At 65.9% G+C, this 19,299-nt stretch carries 23 protein-coding genes; 10 read left to right on the top strand and 13 right to left on the bottom strand.

Annotated features, from left to right (window positions below):
• Positions 1 to 224: 224 nt before the first annotated feature.
• A complete protein-coding gene (locus QH195_RS26720) occupies positions 225 to 554 on the top strand; it encodes an ArsR/SmtB family transcription factor (RefSeq protein ID WP_280437435.1) in 330 nt (109 codons plus the stop codon).
• Positions 554 to 1,285: a cation transporter gene (locus tag QH195_RS26715; protein WP_432278857.1), complete on the top strand. Its 732-nt coding sequence runs from the start codon at positions 554 to 556 to the stop codon at positions 1,283 to 1,285. The genes QH195_RS26720 and QH195_RS26715 overlap by 1 nt, the downstream gene beginning before the upstream one ends.
• A 192-nt stretch (positions 1,286 to 1,477) precedes the next feature.
• Here the strand turns inward: QH195_RS26715 and QH195_RS26710 are convergent, their stop codons facing one another.
• The gene (locus QH195_RS26710) at positions 1,478 to 2,005 is read right to left on the bottom strand and encodes a hypothetical protein (protein ID WP_280437434.1); all 528 of its coding nucleotides are present in this window, start codon (positions 2,003 to 2,005) and stop codon (positions 1,478 to 1,480) included.
• A 207-nt stretch (positions 2,006 to 2,212) separates the two neighbouring features.
• Here QH195_RS26710 and QH195_RS26705 point away from each other — a divergent pair, with 207 nt between their 5' ends.
• From QH195_RS26705 to QH195_RS26685, 5 genes are all read left to right on the top strand, one after another.
• Positions 2,213 to 3,526, top strand: a complete 1,314-nt coding sequence (locus QH195_RS26705; RefSeq protein WP_280437433.1) for a S8 family peptidase — start codon at positions 2,213 to 2,215, stop codon at positions 3,524 to 3,526.
• A 9-nt stretch (positions 3,527 to 3,535) separates the two neighbouring features.
• Positions 3,536 to 3,793 (top strand): hypothetical protein, encoded by a 258-nt coding sequence (locus QH195_RS26700; RefSeq protein WP_280437432.1) that lies wholly within the window; start codon positions 3,536 to 3,538, stop codon positions 3,791 to 3,793.
• A 65-nt stretch (positions 3,794 to 3,858) separates the two neighbouring features.
• A complete protein-coding gene (locus tag QH195_RS26695; protein ID WP_280437431.1) occupies positions 3,859 to 5,661 on the top strand; it encodes a serine/threonine-protein kinase in 1,803 nt (600 codons plus the stop codon).
• A gap of 171 nt (positions 5,662 to 5,832) precedes the next feature.
• Positions 5,833 to 7,011 (top strand): FAD-dependent oxidoreductase, encoded by a 1,179-nt coding sequence (locus QH195_RS26690; RefSeq protein ID WP_280437430.1) that lies wholly within the window; start codon positions 5,833 to 5,835, stop codon positions 7,009 to 7,011.
• Positions 7,012 to 7,114: 103 nt separating this feature from the next.
• Positions 7,115 to 7,738 (top strand): prolyl hydroxylase family protein, encoded by a 624-nt coding sequence (locus QH195_RS26685; protein ID WP_280437429.1) that lies wholly within the window; start codon positions 7,115 to 7,117, stop codon positions 7,736 to 7,738.
• Positions 7,739 to 7,762: 24 nt separating this feature from the next.
• Here the strand turns inward: QH195_RS26685 and QH195_RS26680 are convergent, their stop codons facing one another.
• The 9 genes from QH195_RS26680 to QH195_RS26640 form a co-directional block, all read right to left on the bottom strand.
• On the bottom strand, positions 7,763 to 9,343 hold the full coding sequence (locus QH195_RS26680) for a polyamine aminopropyltransferase (protein WP_432278498.1): 1,581 nt from the start codon (positions 9,341 to 9,343) through the stop codon (positions 7,763 to 7,765).
• 38 nt (positions 9,344 to 9,381) lie between these two features.
• Positions 9,382 to 9,807: a DUF350 domain-containing protein gene (locus QH195_RS26675; RefSeq protein ID WP_280422368.1), complete on the bottom strand. Its 426-nt coding sequence runs from the start codon at positions 9,805 to 9,807 to the stop codon at positions 9,382 to 9,384.
• Between the two features lie 40 nt (positions 9,808 to 9,847).
• Complete coding sequence (locus QH195_RS26670; protein ID WP_280437427.1) at positions 9,848 to 10,273, bottom strand: DUF4247 domain-containing protein; 426 nt, start codon at positions 10,271 to 10,273, stop codon at positions 9,848 to 9,850.
• Between the two features lie 49 nt (positions 10,274 to 10,322).
• Positions 10,323 to 10,907 (bottom strand): DUF4178 domain-containing protein, encoded by a 585-nt coding sequence (locus QH195_RS26665; RefSeq protein WP_280437426.1) that lies wholly within the window; start codon positions 10,905 to 10,907, stop codon positions 10,323 to 10,325.
• 118 nt (positions 10,908 to 11,025) lie between these two features.
• Positions 11,026 to 13,365 (bottom strand): hypothetical protein, encoded by a 2,340-nt coding sequence (locus tag QH195_RS26660; protein WP_280437425.1) that lies wholly within the window; start codon positions 13,363 to 13,365, stop codon positions 11,026 to 11,028.
• A 92-nt stretch (positions 13,366 to 13,457) separates the two neighbouring features.
• Positions 13,458 to 13,784, bottom strand: coding sequence for a hypothetical protein (locus tag QH195_RS26655; RefSeq protein ID WP_280437424.1), 327 nt, complete (start codon positions 13,782 to 13,784; stop codon positions 13,458 to 13,460).
• Between the two features lie 105 nt (positions 13,785 to 13,889).
• On the bottom strand, positions 13,890 to 14,219 hold the full coding sequence (locus QH195_RS26650; RefSeq protein WP_280437423.1) for a hypothetical protein: 330 nt from the start codon (positions 14,217 to 14,219) through the stop codon (positions 13,890 to 13,892).
• A 44-nt stretch (positions 14,220 to 14,263) separates the two neighbouring features.
• A complete protein-coding gene (locus QH195_RS26645; RefSeq protein ID WP_280437422.1) occupies positions 14,264 to 14,605 on the bottom strand; it encodes a YbaB/EbfC family nucleoid-associated protein in 342 nt (113 codons plus the stop codon).
• Positions 14,606 to 14,926: 321 nt separating this feature from the next.
• Positions 14,927 to 15,595, bottom strand: coding sequence for a class I SAM-dependent methyltransferase (locus QH195_RS26640; protein ID WP_280437421.1), 669 nt, complete (start codon positions 15,593 to 15,595; stop codon positions 14,927 to 14,929).
• A gap of 102 nt (positions 15,596 to 15,697) precedes the next feature.
• On the opposite strand from QH195_RS26640, the gene QH195_RS26635 reads away from it, so the two are divergent.
• Both QH195_RS26635 and QH195_RS26630 read left to right on the top strand, forming a co-directional pair.
• Positions 15,698 to 16,243: a TetR/AcrR family transcriptional regulator gene (locus tag QH195_RS26635; protein WP_280437420.1), complete on the top strand. Its 546-nt coding sequence runs from the start codon at positions 15,698 to 15,700 to the stop codon at positions 16,241 to 16,243.
• 157 nt (positions 16,244 to 16,400) lie between these two features.
• Positions 16,401 to 16,598: a helix-hairpin-helix domain-containing protein gene (locus QH195_RS26630; RefSeq protein WP_280422359.1), complete on the top strand. Its 198-nt coding sequence runs from the start codon at positions 16,401 to 16,403 to the stop codon at positions 16,596 to 16,598.
• A 25-nt stretch (positions 16,599 to 16,623) separates the two neighbouring features.
• Here QH195_RS26630 and QH195_RS26625 read toward each other — a convergent pair whose 3' ends face one another.
• The 3 genes from QH195_RS26625 to QH195_RS26615 all read right to left on the bottom strand — a co-directional run bounded on the left by QH195_RS26625 (position 16,624) and on the right by QH195_RS26615 (position 18,663).
• Entirely contained in the window at positions 16,624 to 16,929 is a 306-nt protein-coding gene (locus QH195_RS26625) for a hypothetical protein (RefSeq protein WP_280422358.1), read from the bottom strand.
• 467 nt (positions 16,930 to 17,396) lie between these two features.
• Positions 17,397 to 17,612: a DUF4287 domain-containing protein gene (locus QH195_RS26620; RefSeq protein ID WP_280437419.1), complete on the bottom strand. Its 216-nt coding sequence runs from the start codon at positions 17,610 to 17,612 to the stop codon at positions 17,397 to 17,399.
• A 106-nt stretch (positions 17,613 to 17,718) separates the two neighbouring features.
• Entirely contained in the window at positions 17,719 to 18,663 is a 945-nt protein-coding gene (locus QH195_RS26615; protein WP_280422356.1) for a helix-turn-helix transcriptional regulator, read from the bottom strand.
• 93 nt (positions 18,664 to 18,756) lie between these two features.
• Between QH195_RS26615 and QH195_RS26610 the strand changes: the two genes are divergently transcribed.
• Positions 18,757 to 19,122 (top strand): VOC family protein, encoded by a 366-nt coding sequence (locus tag QH195_RS26610; protein ID WP_280437418.1) that lies wholly within the window; start codon positions 18,757 to 18,759, stop codon positions 19,120 to 19,122.
• Positions 19,123 to 19,299 lie beyond the last annotated feature (177 nt).

Genomic DNA, 19,299 nt, shown 5'->3' with positions numbered 1-19,299 from the left:
CCCCCGCGGGGGGGTCCCAAACCCCCCCCGGGCCCCTTTCACTATATTGGGGGTATTTGCTCTCAACCATTGGTCCAAATCCCCCAACAACTGTTTTTTTCCCCACCTTCCGCGTCCAAGAACGCATCGGTTTACGAACATCGCAGACGGGGTGGATCCACCCTGTCATGGATCTTGAAGGTTCATCGCTTTCTGAATACAGATTCCGATGTACCATCTGGGTCATGGAGACCGCAGTCCACACCGACGCGTTGGCCCGGTTCGGCCACGCCCTGTCCGACCCGACTCGCACCCGGATCCTGCTGAGCCTGCGCCAGGCCCCGGGGTATCCGTCGGATCTGGCCGAGCAGATCGGGGTGAGCCGGCAGATCCTGTCCAATCACCTCGCCTGCCTACGCGGCTGCGGACTCGTGGTCGCGGTACCGGAGGGCCGGCGCAGCCGTTATGAACTCGCCGATGCCCGGATCGCCGCGGCACTGGGTGACCTGCTGGGTTTGGTGCTGGCGGTCGATCCGGCCTGCTGCCCGGACGCCGAGACCGAGGGGTGCTGCTGATGTCGGCGCCGCTCGGCATGCCCGCCCCACTGTCCGCGCCGATCGCCGGTCCCGGCCACGGCCGGAAGGTGGTGCTGTCGCGGCGGATCCGCTGGTTCGTCACCGCAACCATCACCTACAACGTCATCGAGGCGATCATCGCGCTCACCGAAGGCGCCCGGGTCTCCTCCACCGCGTTGATCGGGTTCGGTCTGGATTCGGTGATCGAGGTGTCCTCGGCGGCGGCGGTGGCATGGCAGTTCGCCGGCCGCGACCCGGAGGCACGGGAGAAGGCCACATTGCGGATAATCGCGGTTTCCTTTTTCGCCCTCGCCCTCTACGTCACCGTCGACTCGATCCGGGCACTCTCCGGCCTCGGCGAAGCACAGCACTCCGCGATCGGCATCGGGTTGGCCGCGGCGAGTCTGGTGATCATGCCGGTGCTTTCGGCCGCGCAGCGCCGGGCCGGGCGTGAACTCGGATCCGCTTCGGCGGTCGCCGATTCCAAACAGACCCTACTGTGCACCTATCTCTCGGCGGTCCTGCTGGTGGGCCTAGTGCTCAACAGCCTGTTCGGGTGGTCTCGGGCGGACCCGATCGCCGCCCTGGTCATCGCCGCGATCGCTGTGCGAGAAGGTCTCAACGCCTGGAAGGGCGACACCTGCTGCCCCACACCGACCATGCTCACCGTCGGCGCCGACGGTGCAGACGCCGGTAACTGCTGCGATCATCCCGCCGGAAAGGACCACTGATGCCCCGCCCGCCCGAGCGCGCTGTCGCCCGGTGACGGCGATCCGGGCAGGGAATCGACGTCGATCTCGAGATCTTCACCTTCCACGTCCTGTGGCAGCATGGGCAGGTTGCCGGCACCGCTGTCGTTCGTACCCCCTCGCCGGCGGCCGATCTCCGAGATCCGAGATTTGTTGAGCCGCGACAACCTCCGATCAGCCTGTCTCTTCGACCTCCAGCGCCCAGTAGGTCTCCATTTCGGGGGCGGTGGCCTTTTTTCGCTGAAGCTCTACCGGCGTCACCGTCGAGTCGGGTGTGGCGTATCGATTGCTGCCGACTCCGGACGATGGGACATGATCGACGAACGCATAGGCGACGGTACCTTCGTGCATGAACACCTGCACGTACCCGTCGGATCCACCCGGTAGACCGACCCACCGGACATCGGCACCCAGCAGGGAGTTGATCTCCTCACCGTCTTTCGATGCCGGGAATCGGTACATGCGATCCCAGGCGCCGAAGGGCAGATTCGCCTGATCGACCACATCGCCGAGCCGGGCCGGCTGCCGCGAATCTCGAACCCGGTCGAACGCCTCGTCCATTGCGGAGTCGTCGCCGACCACCTCGACCCGATCACCGCGGAGGTAGCTGCACCCGGAACTGCCCACCAGCAGGAACCCGGCAAGACAGATCGTCCCGAGTAACCGCGCCCCTCGCCGACCGTCGGCCGTCGTCTCCACCATGCCGCTCCTCTGCCTCTTATCTGGGTGACGTCCCGTCGTCCGGCACCGGCGACCCGGGAAGAAACATCGGATCCTCGTTGAAGACATCGGAATTCACTGTGTTGCCGACCTCGACATCGTCCGACCAGCCGCGGACACCGCAATCGTCGACGCGGCGGATTCGCGCAGCGATTGCCGGGTTCTCCGATCCGGGGCAGGATGGCGGGTATGCGAGTCGTGATCGAGCTCCGGCCTTCTCCCGAACAGCTTTCCGCTGCAACCGGTTCGGCGTCCCGCGTTTCCGCCACCGGGCTCACCGGCGAACTACCCGGATTCACCCTCGACTCCGGTTTTGCCCCGGTGCCGCTGCCACCGGGAGCCCGGCAGGTGAGCGATACATCGCAACAGGGCACCGAATCCTTCCTGGTGCGCGGGGAGATTCCCGACGGCGATCGGGCCGCCCGGGATGCGCTGGCAGGCGCCGCGGGAGTGACCGGGATCTTCGCCGACCCCGTGATCGAACCGGTGCTCACCTGCGGTGACGACGCAGCAGTGGGCGACTGGAAGAAAGTGGCAGAGCTGCTGGGCCGCGCGGAACTCGACGCCGCCGGACTGACCGGTGAGGGCGTCACGGTGGCCGTTCTCGATACCGGGATCAACGCGGCGAAGATCCGTGCGGCCGGCGGTGCGATCACCATCGATGCGGCACGGAGCTGGAATCCCGCGGGGGTCGAGGGGAAAGCCGGGGAATTCGAGGTCGGTCACGGCACCATGTGCGCCTTCGACGCGCTCATCGCAGCCCCGCGCTCGACCTTCCTCGATATCGCGCTGCTACGGAGTTCCCGTACCGGCGGCAGTGAGATGGACGGTCTGCTCTCCGATGCCCTGGCCGCCTTCGCGCATCTGCGCACCGTGCTCACCCAGCAGCCCGAGGACCGCCGCGCGCTGGTGGTCAACAACAGCTGGGGTGCGTACTCACCGCAATGGGATTTCCCGGTCGGCGATCCGGGCAACTATTCCGACAATCCCGACCACCCGTTCAATGTCATCGTCGGATCACTGGATGCGGCGGGCGCCGATATCCTTTTCGCCGCAGGCAACTGCGGACGGGACTGTCCGGACGGACGGTGCGCCTATCCCGAGCGGCCCATCACCGGCGCCAATTCACATCCGAATGTCCTGTCGGTGGCCGGTGTCGATACCGATGGTCAGCGGGTGGGGTATTCGTCGCAGGGGCCCGGTCGGCTGGCCGACCGCAAACCCGATATCTGCTCCTACACCCATTTCCTCGGTTCCACCGCGTTCGGTGCGGATGTGCCCGATACCGGCACCTCGGCGGCCTGCCCGGTGCTGGCCGGGGTGATCGCGGCCTTCCGGACGAAATGGCCGGCCACGCAGATCCCACCGGCCCGCCTGCGTGAACTGCTGCACAGCACCGCGGCCGACCGGGGTGGTGCGGGTTTCGATCACGATCACGGGTACGGGATCGCCGAACCCCGCGCCTTGCTCGCGGAACTCCAGAAGGCGGCCGTCCGGGCGTAACCTGGTCTGGTGCCGCTGCTCACCGTCGATCTGCCACCGGGTTCGGTGCTGGCCGACGCACTGCGGGCGCTGGACCTCACCGAGGACGAGGTCGACTGCGACTACGGACTCATCGCGCTCGATCCCGATGCCGGCCGTTTCGCACTGCGGGTCGGTGCCGCGGCGGCGGCCCGGCTGGCAGGCTCGGCCGCCCGCGTATTCGCCGATCCACCGATCGGATCCAGTACCGGCGACGAACCCCCGGAACAACCGAAAAACATCGAATAACCAGCTATTTCGTCGGATTTCACGGACCAACCCCGAGTATCTGGGGTGCTGTGAACGGTCACAGGATGTGGTATCCGTTGCTCGTGGAAGGAACACCGTTCGGCCGCTATCGGCTGCTCGATCTACTCGGGGCCGGAGCAATGGGGGAAGTACACCGCGCCTACGACACCGGAACCGACCGGCTGGTGGCGGTGAAAGTCCTCGCGCCCGAATTCGCCCACGACGCGGTGTACCGCAAACGCTTCCAGCGGGAAGCCCAGGTCGCGGCACGGTTGGCGGAACCGCATATCGTGCCGATCCACGATTTCGGCGAGATCGACGGCCGCCTGTTCCTCGATATGCGGCTGGTGCAGGCACCCAATCTGGCGGAACTGCTCGCGGAACGGGATCGGCTGGAAGCCGGCGAAGCGGTCGAGGTGGTTGCTCAGATCGCCGCGGCGCTGGATGCGGCGCACGCCGAAGGACTCGTGCACCGGGATGTGAAACCGTCCAATATCCTGGTCACTCCGAAAGGTTTCGCGTATCTGATCGACTTCGGGATCGCGCGCAGCGACGAGGACACCACCGTCACCACCACGGGCGCCGTGATCGGCACCTTCGCCTATATGGCCCCGGAACGGCTCGCCGACGACGAATCCGGCACCGCCTCGGACGTGTACTCGCTGGCCTGTGTTCTCTACGAATGCCTCGTGGGCGCGAAACCCTATCGCGGCGAGAGCATGCAACGCCAGATCGCCGCGCACCTCAACGACGAACCGCCGCTGCCGTCCACGGATGGGTTGCCGCAGGCGTTCGACGCCGTCATCGCCAAGGGGATGGCCAAGGATCCCGCCGACCGCTATGAAACGGCAGGCGAGCTGGCCGCCGCGGCCCGCGCCGCGCTGTGGGAACCCCGGACCGAACCGTCACCGGTTCCCGCTGCCGCACCACCGGTGCCGGATCCGGAGACACAGGATTCGATGGCTCCGAGCCGACCGATTCCGCAACCCGCCACGCCGTCTACCGCTCCGGACCCGACTCCGATCGCCGCCGAGAACCCGGCTCCGGCGACTACGCCGGACCCAGCTCCGTACGCGGTGTCCGGCCTCGCTCCGGATACGCCCCCGAACCCCGCTCCGACACCGCGGCCGCCGTGGCGGGCAATTGTCGTGATGTCCGTGCTGGCACTCGCCATCGCCGGAACATCGGCGCTTGCCCTCACCCAGGACAACAGCACACTTGTCACCGAAACACCCGCAACGGCTCCCCCGGCAGTGAGTTCGACCGTACGCGAGCCTGTTCCCTCCGCACCCCGGTCGATTCCCCCGGAACCGCCACCCGCCCCCGCCCCCGCTCCCGCTCCACCGGTTTCGGTCACGGAATCGGTGCCGATCACCTCGGCGGCACCAGGCGGACCGGTCGTGGAACCGGCCCCGCCGCCGGTGTGGACCGAGCCCGAACCGCAACCCAGTGAGCCCCCGCCACCACCACCGGTAACTACGACGTCGCCACCACCGGTGACCACCACCTCCAGCGAACCCACCGAATCCGAAACGACAACTCCGGAAACGACCACGCCGGAGACGACGACTCCGGAAACCACGGTGACCACGACCGAAGAAGGCGGCGAGGAAGTAGCGGGAGAGACCGGCGCCGACGCCACCGGGAGCACCATCGCGACCTCGTCCGCCGTCGGCCCCACCGATGGCATCGCAACTCCCCCACAACGGAAACCGCCGCTTCCCCGTCCACCACCGAAACCACGAACGGCACCGCTACCACCTCGTCCACCGAGGGAACCGCCGCGGGACCCTCATCGACCTCATACACCAGCGGAAACACCGCCACTCCGCCCCCGAACGCCGTCGGCTGACCAGCGACGCCCGTGATCCGGGACGCCACGAGCGAACCCGGTGCCCCATCGAGCGGCCCCGTCCGGTCGCAATGGGCGTCGCCGGCATGGCGATCCGGCCACACCACCGCCTTCATGGCGCTCGGCCGCCGTGCCCGCGACATAATCGAGGCTGGACGGGCAACGGTGCCCGATACGGGAGGTAAGGATGATCGGTGAACCGAGCGGGCGGCAACGGCGGGCCGTCGTCGTCGGGGCGGGTATCGCGGGGCTCACCGCGGCCGTCGCGTTGCGGCAGCGCGGCTGGCAGGTCGAGGTTCTCGAACGAGCCGCCGAGGTCGGTCCGGCCGGTTCCGGTTTGAGCTTGTGGCCCAACGGTTTACGCGGTCTCGATACGATCGGTGTCGGGCCGGCCGTCCGGGAACAGTCACTTTCGGCCACCGAAGCGGGAATGCGCGACCCGTCCGGCCGGTGGCTGGCACGAACCGATGTCTCCGGAGTCCGTGACCGTTACGGCGATCTGGTGATGATCCACCGGACCGATCTGTTCGATATCCTGCGCGGCGCGCTCGGGGACGAACCGCTCCGGCTGGGCGCGGCGGTGGACACCGTGGATATCACCCGTGGCGGCGTCCGTGTCCGGCACAGCCTCGGTACCGCCGAGGCGGATCTCGTACTCGGGGCCGACGGCATCAACAGCACTGTCCGGGCGCTGCACTGGCCCGATGCCGCGCCACCGGCGTATGCGGGCTACACCGCCTGGCGGTCGATCGTCCGGCCCCGCAATCCCGTATCGTCCGGCGGCGAAACCATCGGGCGCGGGGACCGTTTCGGTATCGCCCCGCTGCGGGACGGCCGGGTGTACTTCTACGGCTCCGCCACCCTGCCCGCGGGAACCGAGAGTCCGGGCGGCGAACTCACCGAACTCCGCCGCCGTTTCGCCCACTGGCACGATCCGATCCCGGATCTGCTCGCCTCCACCGATCCGGCGACGCTGCTCCGGCACGATATCTACGAGCTGCCGCGGCTCGACAGCTATGTTCACGGGCCCATCGCCCTCCTCGGAGACGCCGCCCACGCTATGACACCCAACCTCGGTCAAGGAGCGAATCTGGCCATCGAGGATGCAATCACCGCCGCGGCGCTGTTCGATCGCTACCGCGATATCCCTTCCGCCTTGGCCGAATACGATCAGGCCCGGCGCGCCCGGGTCGAGCCGTTGCAGCGGTTATCGCGGCGGATGGGCATTGCATTGCAGTTGTCCTGGATGCCGATGGTCCTGCTACGTAATACGATTATGCGAATGACTCCCACAGGCCCGGCGCTACGGGGCCTGGCGCCTGTCCTGGCTTGGGAGCCGCCCGACCAGCTCTTCCTCGATGGATGATGTGAACGACTCCACGGAAATACCAACCGGCGAACTCCAGACCCCGGGTACAACAGTGCACCCGACTCGGCAGGACTCAGATCGACCCGATCCGGCCCGAGACGTGAACCTGGCGACGCTCCGTCGCAATTACAGTGACGGGACGTCGCTGCACACCGACCCCGACATATGGCTTTTCGAGAACATCGCAACCCCGGACGAAATGACTGCGCTCATCGAGCGTGGCCGTGAGATCCTGAAACGCGCTGAAGTCAGCGGGGATACGGGTGGCTACGTCAGCGCGGGCCGCTCCGGCAGCAATTGCTGGATACCCCACAACCACAACGAGCTGACACGGCGGCTTGCCACACGTGTCAGCGATATCGTCACGATTCCCTTGTCCAACGCAGAATCGTTCCAGGTCTTGCACTACGGACCCGGCCAGCAGTACCGCCCTCACTACGACGCGTGGCGGGCCGGCACGAGCAAGGCCGAGCGCTGCCTGGCCCGCGGCGGCCAGCGCCTGGTCACCGCACTTCTCTACCTGTGCGAGGTGGAGTCCGGCGGAGCCACGAGCTTCCCCGAGATCGGTATCGAGGTCGGGGCAGCTCCCGGCAGAATGGTCCTGTTCCACAACTGCCACGCCGGCACGAATCGCGTCCATGAGCGAAGCTTGCACGGCGGCATGCCCGTAGTGCGCGGCGAGAAGTGGGCGGCAAACCTCTGGTTCCGCGAGCGTGCGCGCTGACGGGTCCGGCCGCTGAACTCAGCCCTACACCCATTCCTTGCGCGCCAGATCCAAGATCACCGGATGCATCAAGGTCGACGGCTGTTCCCCGGTATCCCGGCGGTCCGGCGCGAAGACCGTCGCCGCCTGCAGACTCGTCCCGTCGATCGAACGTAGCGGGGCCGGTGGGTCGAGGCGCAGTTCGGGTTCCGGGTCGCGGGTGGCGAGCAGGAAACCCCAGTCGCCGAAGCTCGGCACATCCACGTGGTAGGGCAGCACGGTCAGCCCGGAGGTACGAACGGTCGCCGCTATACACCAGTAGGAATGTGGGGCGAAGAACGGTGAGCCCGCCTGCACCACCATGGTGGCTTCCGGGGCCAGCACCTGGGCGGCCATTGCGTAGAACTCGGTGGAGTAGAGCTTGGCGACGGAGGTCTGATCGGGGTCGGGCAGGTCGACGATCACCGCGTCGTAGTCCGCATGGGCGGTGCGCAGCCAGGTGAACGCGTCGGCGGTGACCGTCCGGACGCGGGGGTCGGCGAAGGAGTTCCGATTGAGTTCGGTGAGCCGGCGGTCGGTGCGGGCGAGGTCGATCATCACCGGATCCAGTTCGACCAGCGTGACGGTGCGGACGTCCGGGTACTTCAGGATCTCGCGCAGGGCGAGTCCGTCACCGCCCCCGATGACCAGTACGTTCTCCCTGTTTCCGGCGAGCGCGGGATGCACCATGGCCTCGTGGTAGCGGTACTCGTCGACCGAAGAGAACTGCAGGTCGCCGTTGAGGAACAACCGGGTATCGCGAGTACCGAACGGTGAGGCCGATTCGGTGAGCACGATCTTCTGGTACTCGGTCTGATGCTGCCAAACGATCGGCGCCGCGAACAATGCCTGCTGGGCGGTCGCTTCGAATCGGTCGGCGTAGAGATAGCTGCCGATCAGAACGCCCGCGACGAGCAGCGTAACCATTCCGAAAGTGGCTTTGACCAGATGCGACAGGTCCGCCCGGAACCAGATGAACACCAGCGCCAAACCGGCCAGCGCGTTCACCACACCCACGATGAGACTGCCGCGGATCTGCCCGAACACCGGTAGCAGCAGGAACGGGAACGCCAGACCACCCAGCAGCGCCCCCACATAGTCGGCCGCGAACAGATCGGCGACCGCGCTGCCCGCCTCCTGTTTGCGGATACGCTGCAGCAGTTCCATCAGCAACGGGATCTCGGCCCCCACCAGGGCACCGATCACACACGAGGCCAGCACCAGCGCAGCGGTATAGAGGTTGAGCCAAGCGTAGGCGGCATACAGGCCCAGCACCGACAACCCGCCGACCAGCGCCAGCGCGATCTCGACGGCCAGGAACGCCGGTGCCGCGAGATGCCGCAGCGGTTTCGCGGCCAGCGCGCCCACGCCCATCGCGCACACCATCACGCTGAGCGTGATCGAAGCCTGCGTGGCGGTATCACCGATCAGATAACTCCCCAGCGTCACCAGGGACAGTTCGTACACCAGACCGCAGGCCGCGCAGACGAAAACAGTGAGGAGCAGGGCGATCCGGGCGAAGCGCCCCGGAACCCCGGGCTGCTGCGCCGCCGCGGATTCGGTCGCTGCCGCGCCGCCGGGTTCCACCGGCGGCTGTTCGGCCGTCAGCGTGCTCGCCGACACCTTTACGTCAGTGCGGAGGCGACCACGGCGGCGACCGCGATATGCACCGCGGCGCTCACCCACACCCCGGGATGCAGTTCGTGTTCGTTCACCACACCCCGGAACTCACCGGGGGTGGCGAATTCCAGCAGCAGGAATGCCAGGCCCATCGCGACCAGGCCGATGATCCCGTAGACGGCACTCGAGACCAGTGCCTGCCCGATCGCCCCGTCCGAAGTCCAGATCGCGGTGGCGACGATGATGCCGACACCGAGCATGTTGGCGGCGACCAGCAGGGCGGCGTTGCGATTGCGTTCGATCCAGATCTGGTGGCGCAGGTTACCGGGCGTGAGCACATCCACCAGGACGAACCCGAGCACCATCAGCACGATCCCGAGGCCGGAGTAGGCGGCCGCGGCACCGGCGTCCGCGGGCAGGTCTTGGAGCATTGTTTCCTCCTGGAAAAGGGTCGGTAGGACGGGCGGCGCGCTATTTTCCTTCGCCGGAACCGCCGCCGCGGAAGCTGCTGTTGTCACTGGGCCAGCCGAAGGCGCTGACATAGGTGTGGTGGCGACGGTGACCGTTGCGGTAGTCGTCGACCAGCACCTTCGCTCCGGTTCCGTTCGGGGATATCGCGATGATGTCGTCGCGGTATTGCAGGAAGGTCATCGGCCCGCTCGAACGCCGGTCCAGCGGCCGCGCCGCCTTGGTGATCTCGTCGGCCACCGCCCCCGGCTGTTTGTTCGCGGTGTAGGCCATCCCGTTGTTGGCTTCGTCCAGTTTCGCGGCGCGCGTGTAGTGCGACCCGATATAGGACCGCGCCCCCGGACCGTCGTCATCGTCGGAACCGCATCCGGACAGCGCGATAGAGAGGATCGCGCAGACAGCAGCGATCACCCAGGACTTACGACTCACAGAAAACCTTCCCCCGTCTGGTACCCAGCCCGTCCGGTAATGCAGCTACTCAAGACGGCGACTGCGGATAGATCATAATCGCACTGCGGTAGAGGACCTGCCCGATTGCCGCTTCCTTCTTCCCCGAATCCCCGAAATCCTCGAACGACAGGCGGGTTCCGTCCTCGGCGAGGTAATCGTGATAGGCAACTGTTCCGGACGGGGTCAGCCCGGTGGTCGCTTCACCGATGTAGCGGGCGGTACCCGACTCGTCCAGCCGGAACCGTTTCCCGTCGTGTTCGAGCTCGTCACCGCCGGGCGCCGGGATACCCGGTGTCTCCGTCCACAGCACCAGCTCGAGTTCGGGATCCTCTTCCACCGACAGCCATTTGCGGAGGCCCTTGGCGTTGTCCAGCAGATGCTCACTCCACTGGTAGCCGCCCTCCTTCAACCGCAGTGAACCGCGCACGGTGTAGGTCTCGCCGAAGATATCGACGATATCGCCGGCCTTCAGCGCCCGCGGGTCACCGCGCAGGGCATCGGAGTCCTTGTCGGCGAAGGGGTCCACCGGCCCGGACGGCGCAGCCGGCGCGCTCCGGCGCTGTATGAGCAGGTACGCCACGATACCCGCCAAAACGAGTACCACGATCAACACGACGATCCACAATGCGGTGATGGCTGCCTCCCTCCGGCGATCTCAGCGGAGAGTAGCATTCCCGCCGCGTACACGCCGGTCACCGCGTCCACATACTCCAACGGTGACCGGCAACGGTCTACGCCTCCTCGGGCCCCTGGACAGGTGGCGGCTCAGGCGGCTGGGACGCGGTGATCTTCGGCTCCGGCAACTCCGTGGGCGCTTCGGGAACCTGCATATTCGTGGCACCGGCGGAATCCAGACCGGTCGGGTGGAAGTAATTCTGGAACTTGCCGTACTGAGGATTGTCCAGATTGCTCTGATTCAGCGGCACCAACTGCCCGTTCTCCAGATAATGCGGGCCACTACCGTTGTCGACGATGACCGCGCTGTGGTTCTCCCACGTGATCACATCGCCCGTACGCAGCGCGGACACATCGACCACCTGCCAGGGCTTCTCGACGGTCTGTTCCCCCGGTGTACCGGCGTAGGCAGTACCGGCGTCCAGGGCCGGATTGCCCACCTGCCGGGTGAGCGCATCGCCGACAGCCTGCGGCACCGGAATGTCGTCCTTGCCGGGAACACCGCCCGGCGGTGTCCACGGCGTGGTGGCACCGGGCGTGCTGACAACCGGCGGTGGACCGGCATCAGGCGACGCGGTAACCACCTGCTGCGCAGTGGCAGCGCCCGGATCGGTGGCAACGGCAACGCCCGGAGACTGCTGCGGCGGGCCGGGAACCTGCCGATTCTCCTCGCGGCCGCGCGGCTCGTCGTCGTCTTTGTCCTTCTCCCCGCCCTTCTCGCCGCCACCGAGCGGGCCACCCGGCCCGGTCAAGCTGGACAGCAGGGGCATCATCGCAAGCGAAGACATATCCGGCGAGGCCTGCGGTTGCGGGGTCTGCTGCACCGCCGGAGTCACGCCGCCGGCGGGATTCCCGGTATCGCCGTTGATGTACTCCATCACCCGGTCCTCGAGGCTCGAAGGCTTGTCCTCCTCACCGCCGCCGAGCAAATCCTCTGCGGCCGAACCCTCCGGAGCACCTGTGGAACCGTCCACGATATTCGAGAACTGCTCACCTACCTCGTCGAGTTCAGCACTGGGATCGGCGGCGGGATCGGTATCGGCATCAGCTGTTGTATCACCATCACCTGTCGTATCACCGGCGCCGTCGAAGTCGGCATCGGCGGCCTCAGGTTCCGGCTCCGGCTCGGGTTGTGGCTCCGGCTCCGGCTCAGGTTGTGGCTCCGGCTCCGGCTCCGGCTCAGGTTCGGGTTCCGGTTCCGGTTCCGGTTCGGGTTCATCCTTGGCCAGCAGACTCTTGTAATCATCGTCATCCCTGGCCTTTTCTTCTATGAACTGAACATACGAAGTAACGGCCTCTTCGCATCTGGAATGACCGTTTGCGATGATGTGATACATCGGCGCTTCTTCGGATATCTTCTGGATTCCGAGTGGGTCATCCGGATCCTCCACAGGCTGCGTGGTACTGACCGTGGGGTCCCATGTCTTCCCGATCGTCGAATCGACAATCCCGGAGTTGACGTCCAGTATCGCCTGATACATGTCTCGGTAGGTATCGCTGTTGAATTCATCGATATCGAGAACGTTCTCGGCGAACTCTTGATCGAAATGCGACAGGTTCCTCTTGGTGTGCCCGAGTTCCATTGTGAGCTCGGTTTCCCCGTATTGGGTCTCGCCTTCCGCTTCTCGCGCAGCCGTGTTCAAAGCCGTGATGAACTCGTCATCCAGAAAGTTCTCCTTCTCCTCCCGAAGAGCATCGAGAAACCCCGGCAGCTGCACATTTCCCGATCCTATGCAAAGCATCAACCCCTTGAGCGCACTGTTGACGCCGGCTATATAGGACGTCAATTCCGGCGATGCGCCGTCAGGAGTCCATATCCGGAGCGGAAAATCTTCGTAGTTGCTATTGCTATTGATTTCGTCCGCGGATCGGGGGGAGTAATATCCGTGCTCCTCATCCTTTCCGAAGACTGTCCGCGCCTGGACGGTAGAAAGCGTGTCGCGATACCAGATGACATTGGAGTTGCCCTGGTTGTAGTAGCCGTCCCAGGTGTCCTCGTCCACCGGTTCCGACACGAGAATGAGCTGACCATCATCAGTCAGTAGCAACTGCTGAGGGTTCGCGTCCCCGTATCCCGGATGTTCGCTGTCCTGAACATCGGTCTTGCCTTTTCCTTCACCGGCGTCACCTTCGTGACCCTGATGGTCGGGTCTGTTTACCCAGATCTCGTCATCGTCATCGTTGTACAGCTCGAGGCCGTCGTCCTCGAGTTCGAACCACGTAGCGTTGGAGTCGCTGCCTCCGGGAATGATCGAGACGATATTTTCCGAACCCGTGTGCTGGACAACCAGATCACCATCCTGGATCCCCATACGGTATTCACCGTTTTTGGAGGTGACCCATTCCCCTTCGCTGAAGTCGTCACCCGGGTTGAGGATTCCATTGTCAGCGCCCATGGGAGTTCCTCATCGAATCCGCCGGACCAGCATGCCGGCACTGCGCCCGGTGGACTCGGGCGATCTGCACACCGCGCACCACAACAGGTCGATTACCGATCCTGCGGATCGACACTCACCCGATCCGCCCCCGCTGCCCCATCGGTGTCCGCTGTCTCGAACTCGGTTGCGCCCGTATGCGAGACGTCACCGGCCCCCTGATGCCCGTTCGACACATTCGTCCATGCCTGTCCGCGGGATTTGATCTTCGCCTGCGCCAATTCGAGGTAGGGGCTGGCGCCGTATCCTGCCCGATCCAGGAAGGTGGTCTCCCAATCCGGATCACCTTCGGCGCGTTCGAGGAAAGACCCGACAACACTGCGATGGCGATTGCCCCGTCCGCGGAGATCGTCCGGATCCTGCCTGAAATAGGTGCCCATAGCCCCGAAGCTCTCCCTCGATCCGAAGTTCACAGCACCACCAATTCTCACCTATCCCCACACCTGGGCATACGTCTACGACCATCGGGTGGTCGATCGACGTCGTCACCTAGTTTCGCCGAACTCGGCCGCCTCCAGATAGCGGAATTCGATCTCGGTCGGTAGACCACGGGCATCCGCGACGTGCGGCAACATCCCGCGCTCCAACATCATCGCCCGGCGCCCGACCTGCGATTTCACATGAGCCAGACGCGCCACTCGCAGGATCTCGGCAGCCAGCCAGGCATCATCCGCCTCCAGAATCTCTGGCCCGAGGTGGATACCGACCACATCTCCTGCGATCCCGCAGGCCACACCCACAGAGTACTCCGGATTGAACACTTCGAAGGCGAGGACACTTGGAGCGACCTGCTCATCCGAGCCGAAATCGCCCATGTCCTCCCCCTCCGGCGCCGACCGCGCGTCATGTGGACCCACAGCTATCGATGCCGCCAAATCGTAGGCACGTCCGGCATTTCAGGCCAGACGGTTTGTCGAATCTCCGTCTTGTGCTGCCGCACGGCATCCGCTGTACTTTCTCTGACAGCCGCCATGATGTCGTCCGCCAGACTCTGGCAGCTCGCCGCGGTAGCGATCGTACCCGGGGCGATGTACAAGTCAGTGAGTCGTCCCAAGCCGTCCACCTCCGGAATCACACGACCGCTCGGGGAGGGTCTGCGAGCGCGTATCCGCTCGATCCTTTCGAACATATCCTCGGCTGCGTGCCTGAGCGCTTTACTGTTCTCCAGCGCCGAAACTGTCTTCGGATGCCGTTTGGGCACAACTGTCTCCAGTCACAGATACAGGACACGTCACAATGCTCGATAGGAAGGTCGCAAGTCCCGGCTCAGCCGATCCCGTTCGTGCGACTCGACGACCGCCAAACCCCGAAACCTGCACATTGCACCTCCTGCCCAGGAGGCTAACCCCAGAGGCAAGCACCGAACTCCCCAGTATTGGGAATAGCTACGATCGACACCGCGGAAGCTGACAAGGCAACCAATGCAACGGGACGCAGCACCCGCAATACTCTGCTACACCTGCACGCGGCGTGGCGGTGAAGATCGCGCCGTAGTGGCGAAACAGCACGGGCCCTGCGCGGTTCAGTTCGGCTTGAACGCCACCAACATACCTGTCATGAACGGACTGACCATATAGCTGGGATCCGCGCAGCCCACACTACGCAGGGCGGGGTCGTAGCGCCGGATGTCTATAGCCTCGAAGGGATCTTTATCGTGGTCCCCGTGGGCCGCGCGCGTGAACAGGAACCGAAGCCACGGACCCGGATGGGCATCGGCGAGCAGCAACCGGCCACCGGGACGGAGAACTCGCCACATCTCGGCGATCGCCGCCTCCCGGTGTTCCTCGGGAATGTGGTGCATGACGAAGGTGCACGTCACCACGTCGACGGAGGCATCGGGTAGCGGCAGATCCTGTGCCGGGGCCTGGATGTATCGGTGGTTGGGGCGGGTGTCGCGGCGGTTGTTGTAGTCGATGGCCGCGGCGGAGGGGTCGATCCCGACGACGCTGCCCAGCGGTCCGACCTGTTCGCCGAGCGCGCGGACGAGTTTCCCGGGCCCGCACCCGATATCGACGGCATCGTCACCCAGCCCGGCACCACTTCCTCGGGCCAGTTCGGCGAGCAACCGGCGATGCCGGCCGAGGAACCATACGGTGGTGAACAGGTTGTATCGCCGCATGCCCTGGATGATCAGACCCGTATCGGGCGCGTCGACGAACATCGGGCTGCGGGTGCGCTGATCTGATGTCATGGGTCGATGGTCGCCGTCCCGGCCGCCGTCGACCAGAATCAGATAGGCCCGATCCGTCCGTTTCCGGACAGGTCCGGCGGAACTGTCCATCGAGGAAGACCTATGAGCATCCCTGACCGCAGGGTCCGGCGCACCCGGGAGACTCTGCACCGCGCTCTCATCGAGCTGATGATGGAGCGCGCGTACGACCGCATCAGCGTGAGCGATGTGATCGCCAGGGCGGATGTCGGTCGCTCCACCTTCTACGCCCACTACCGGGACAAAGACGATCTCCTCGTAGTGAGCTGCGGTGAGCACCTGCGCCAGGAGATCGCCCGCTCCCTCGACCGCGGCCGCTGGGCGCCGGTCCGCGTGATGATCGGCTTGGCCGCCCGCTATCCGCAGGTCTACGAGCCGTTGATCGGGCCCAAGGCGTCGGTGACGGCGCTGCACGGATACCGCAGCAGTGTCGCAGCCATCCTGCAGGACCATCTCGCCGAGCAGCCCGGCATCCACACCGACGATCTGACTGTCACCACACTGTCCTGGGCGCTCGTCGGACTGCTCACCATGGTCACCGACCGCGCGAACCCGGTCGCCCCGGAACTGGCCTGGCGATATTTCGAGTCGACTTGTCTCAGCGCCTTGCCCGCTACCGAAGATGCCTGAACATACCGCAAAGCGAACAGCCCGATTCCTCTCGCGATCGGCCGACCGGACCGCGAATACCTACCGCACATCTCGCCGGTTCGTGGACAACGGCCCGCGACATTCGCCTCCGGCACAGGAAGCCGGTTTCACACATACGACCGGGTAGTTTCGCGTGATGACCACTGCGCAGGACCGTGGCCCCGTCTTCGACGGGGTGAAGATCGGCCGCCCCGCGACCGGTGCGCTGATCGACGCCGGATACCGGACGCTCGCCGATCTGCCGGAGAACCCGGCGCAACTACTGGCGCTGCACGGCGTGGGCCCGCGGGCGGTGCGGCTGCTGGATGCTGCGCGGCGCGGTGAACCCGGCTGATCTCCGTTGTTCGAACGGACCGCGGTCAGTCGCAGCGGCGGCGACCGAGGTCGGGCCACGGTGGGCGCCGCAGGATCGCCAGACTCGCGATAACGGCCGCACTCAAGCCGATCAGCTCGCCCATGAGCGCGATCCGGTCGACATCCACCGCGGGAACCCAGGTCGCGGCGCCGTCGCTGACGACGAAAATACCGGCGGGCCGCATCACCGGGCTGAGCACGCCGCGCCGGGCCACGGTGACGACTATCGCGCCGTCGGCCGTCTCGAACGGTTCACCGTAGATCGGCGCGGGCTCGGCCGCCGTGAGCCCCAGTCGATCCCGAATCGCCATGTCGTGCGCCCCAATCCTTCGTGACCGTAGTCTGTCGTCACCATCGTGCCGGTACGGCGAAGCCTACGGCCGGATCCGGGCACATGACGGGATTTCGCTTCCGCAGCGCAATTGCCGCCGCTTCGCTGCCGAGACGGGCAGTTCGCCGGACGTACGTGTCCGGCCGGAGGCGCCGCGAAGCACCGGAAGGCGGGCGGCCTCGTGAGGTCGGTAGTCCGAAAGCGGGTGGGGGAATTGGAAGCGGTGTCTGCGCGCCGCGACGAGCTGCGGCAGGAGAACACCGAGAAGGCCGGGCCGGAAGCGCCGTACCCATAGGGCCAGGCACCCGCCTGTGCGGGCCCGGCGGTCGATGGGCGAATATTCGCTGACATCTCCGACCCTGGTGGGCGGCCGAGAGCAGATGCGGGTTCATCCGCAGCACCCCTCGTGCGCTCCGGCCGGCCCACCCGGTCGGCTGTCCACAACCGTCAGGCGGCCCATTTCTCGGGATGCAGATGGTGCTGGGTGAGCGCGGTGGCATGCCCGTGACCGAAGCCGTGTTCGGTTTTCAGGAGTTCGACGAGCTCTTTGTGCGAAGACAACCCGGAATCACGCAGGACGGCTTTCCACTCGTCGATACTGCGGCCGTACTTCGCCTCGATGGACGGGAAGTACGACGCGGGGCCTTTCGTCTGTGCCGCCATATTCGGTCTCCTTGTTCCAAACAACGTTGCTTGCACAGAGAGGACGGGACTCCGGCCGGAAACTCGTCGGTGACAACGCTATGACCCGCACCACAGAGGCCGACGCTCACTGGTACTGCCGAAGCATCGCCCCTGCCAGCTCGCGGATTCGTTCCCGTGCCTCCGGCGGGCCGGTCACCACGAAATCGTCGGCGAACTGCAGCAGCTGGCGCACATCCTCGACCACCCGGCACGCCACCCCGATACACACGCGGCCGCCCGCTTCCGGAGACAGGACCGTCAACCGAGTGCCGAGTATGCGTTTCGCGCGTTCCAGCTGGCCGGCGGTCAGTTCGCCCTCGATCCGGAGGGCTCCCGCGGTCTCCCAGCTCGTGGCCAGTTCCGCGGCCACCGCCTGCAGAGTCGTTCCGGGACGCAGCCGCCGGGGCGCGCGCAACGGGCGCCAGCCGGCGATCCGTTCCAGCGAATACAGACGCGGCCGGGCCGCGTGGTCGGCAACGAGATACCAGCGGCCGCCCTTGGCCAGCAGACCGTAGGGGTCGACGATCTGCCAGGTGGACGCGGTCTCGTCCGACCGGCGGTAATCGACCCGCAACCGGACACCCCGGCGCAGGTCACCCAGTAGCTCCGCGGGACCGATTCCCGCACCGGGCGGTCCGAACCACGGCCGATTGTCCGTGGTGACCACCGCATGCACCGGCAGCAGATTCTCCGGCCGCACCCGCCCGGGCGCCACCTTGCTCCTGGCCCGCCGGCTGTCGACTCCACCGCCCAGCTGATCACGCTGCGCATCATCGAGACCGGACAGCGCGAGATGGTCCCGCTCGGCCGGAGTGAGCCGGGCGAGATCCAGCGCACCGCCGGGTAACAGCGTCACCCCGCCCCACCTCCCCCGCCGGACCAATATCGGGAACCCCGCGTCTTGCAGCCATTGCACGTCCCGGAACACCGTCCGCACCGATATGCCCAGTTCGGCGGCCAGATCGGTGGTGGTGACGGTTTCCCGGGACTGCAGGGCGATCAGCAGCGAGAAGAAGCGATCGGGCGTCATACCGCAAGATTCTTCCGAAAACCTGCCGGAATCTGTCAGGTATGGCAGCCAATCTCGTCTTGTCCACCACAACGGCAAGAGGAGAACACCCCCATGACCACTCCGAACATGTTCATCGTCTACGTCCGCGACGCTGCCGCCGCCGCCCGCTTCTACGGCGACCTGTTCGAGATGAAGCCCGTATTCGAAACCCCGCGCTTCATCGCTTTCGATCTCGGCGGCGGCATCCAGTTCGCCGTCTGGAGCGGTGTGGAGGAGGGCTTCTCCTTCACGGGTCCGCGCACGAGCGAGCTCTGCCTGGCCCTGCCCGGCGGTCCCGAGGAGATCGACAACCACTTCCGGAAGTGGGTCGACAAGGGCGTAGAGGTCGTCACCAAGCCCTGCGACGAGGTCTTCGGCCGCACCTTCGTGGTCGCCGACCCCGACGGCAACCTGATCCGCGTCGCCCCGGTGGACTGACGAGCACCGGTGCCGGGCCGGGCCCCCCCCGCCCCCCCCACCCCCGGGTGTGGGCGCAGCTCCCAGCGGAGCGGCGCGCCGGATTGCATCGGCGGATCGCGGAACTCGAGCTCGGCGACCGGCTCACCGGGATCGTCGAAGAGGTGCCCAATGTCTCGGTGGAGGAGGTGTTCTACC

This window comes from Nocardia carnea, from assembly GCF_029868855.1.
Lineage (GTDB): Bacteria > Actinomycetota > Actinomycetes > Mycobacteriales > Mycobacteriaceae > Nocardia > Nocardia carnea_A.
This window is presented reverse-complemented; position numbering and strand designations above follow the sequence as displayed.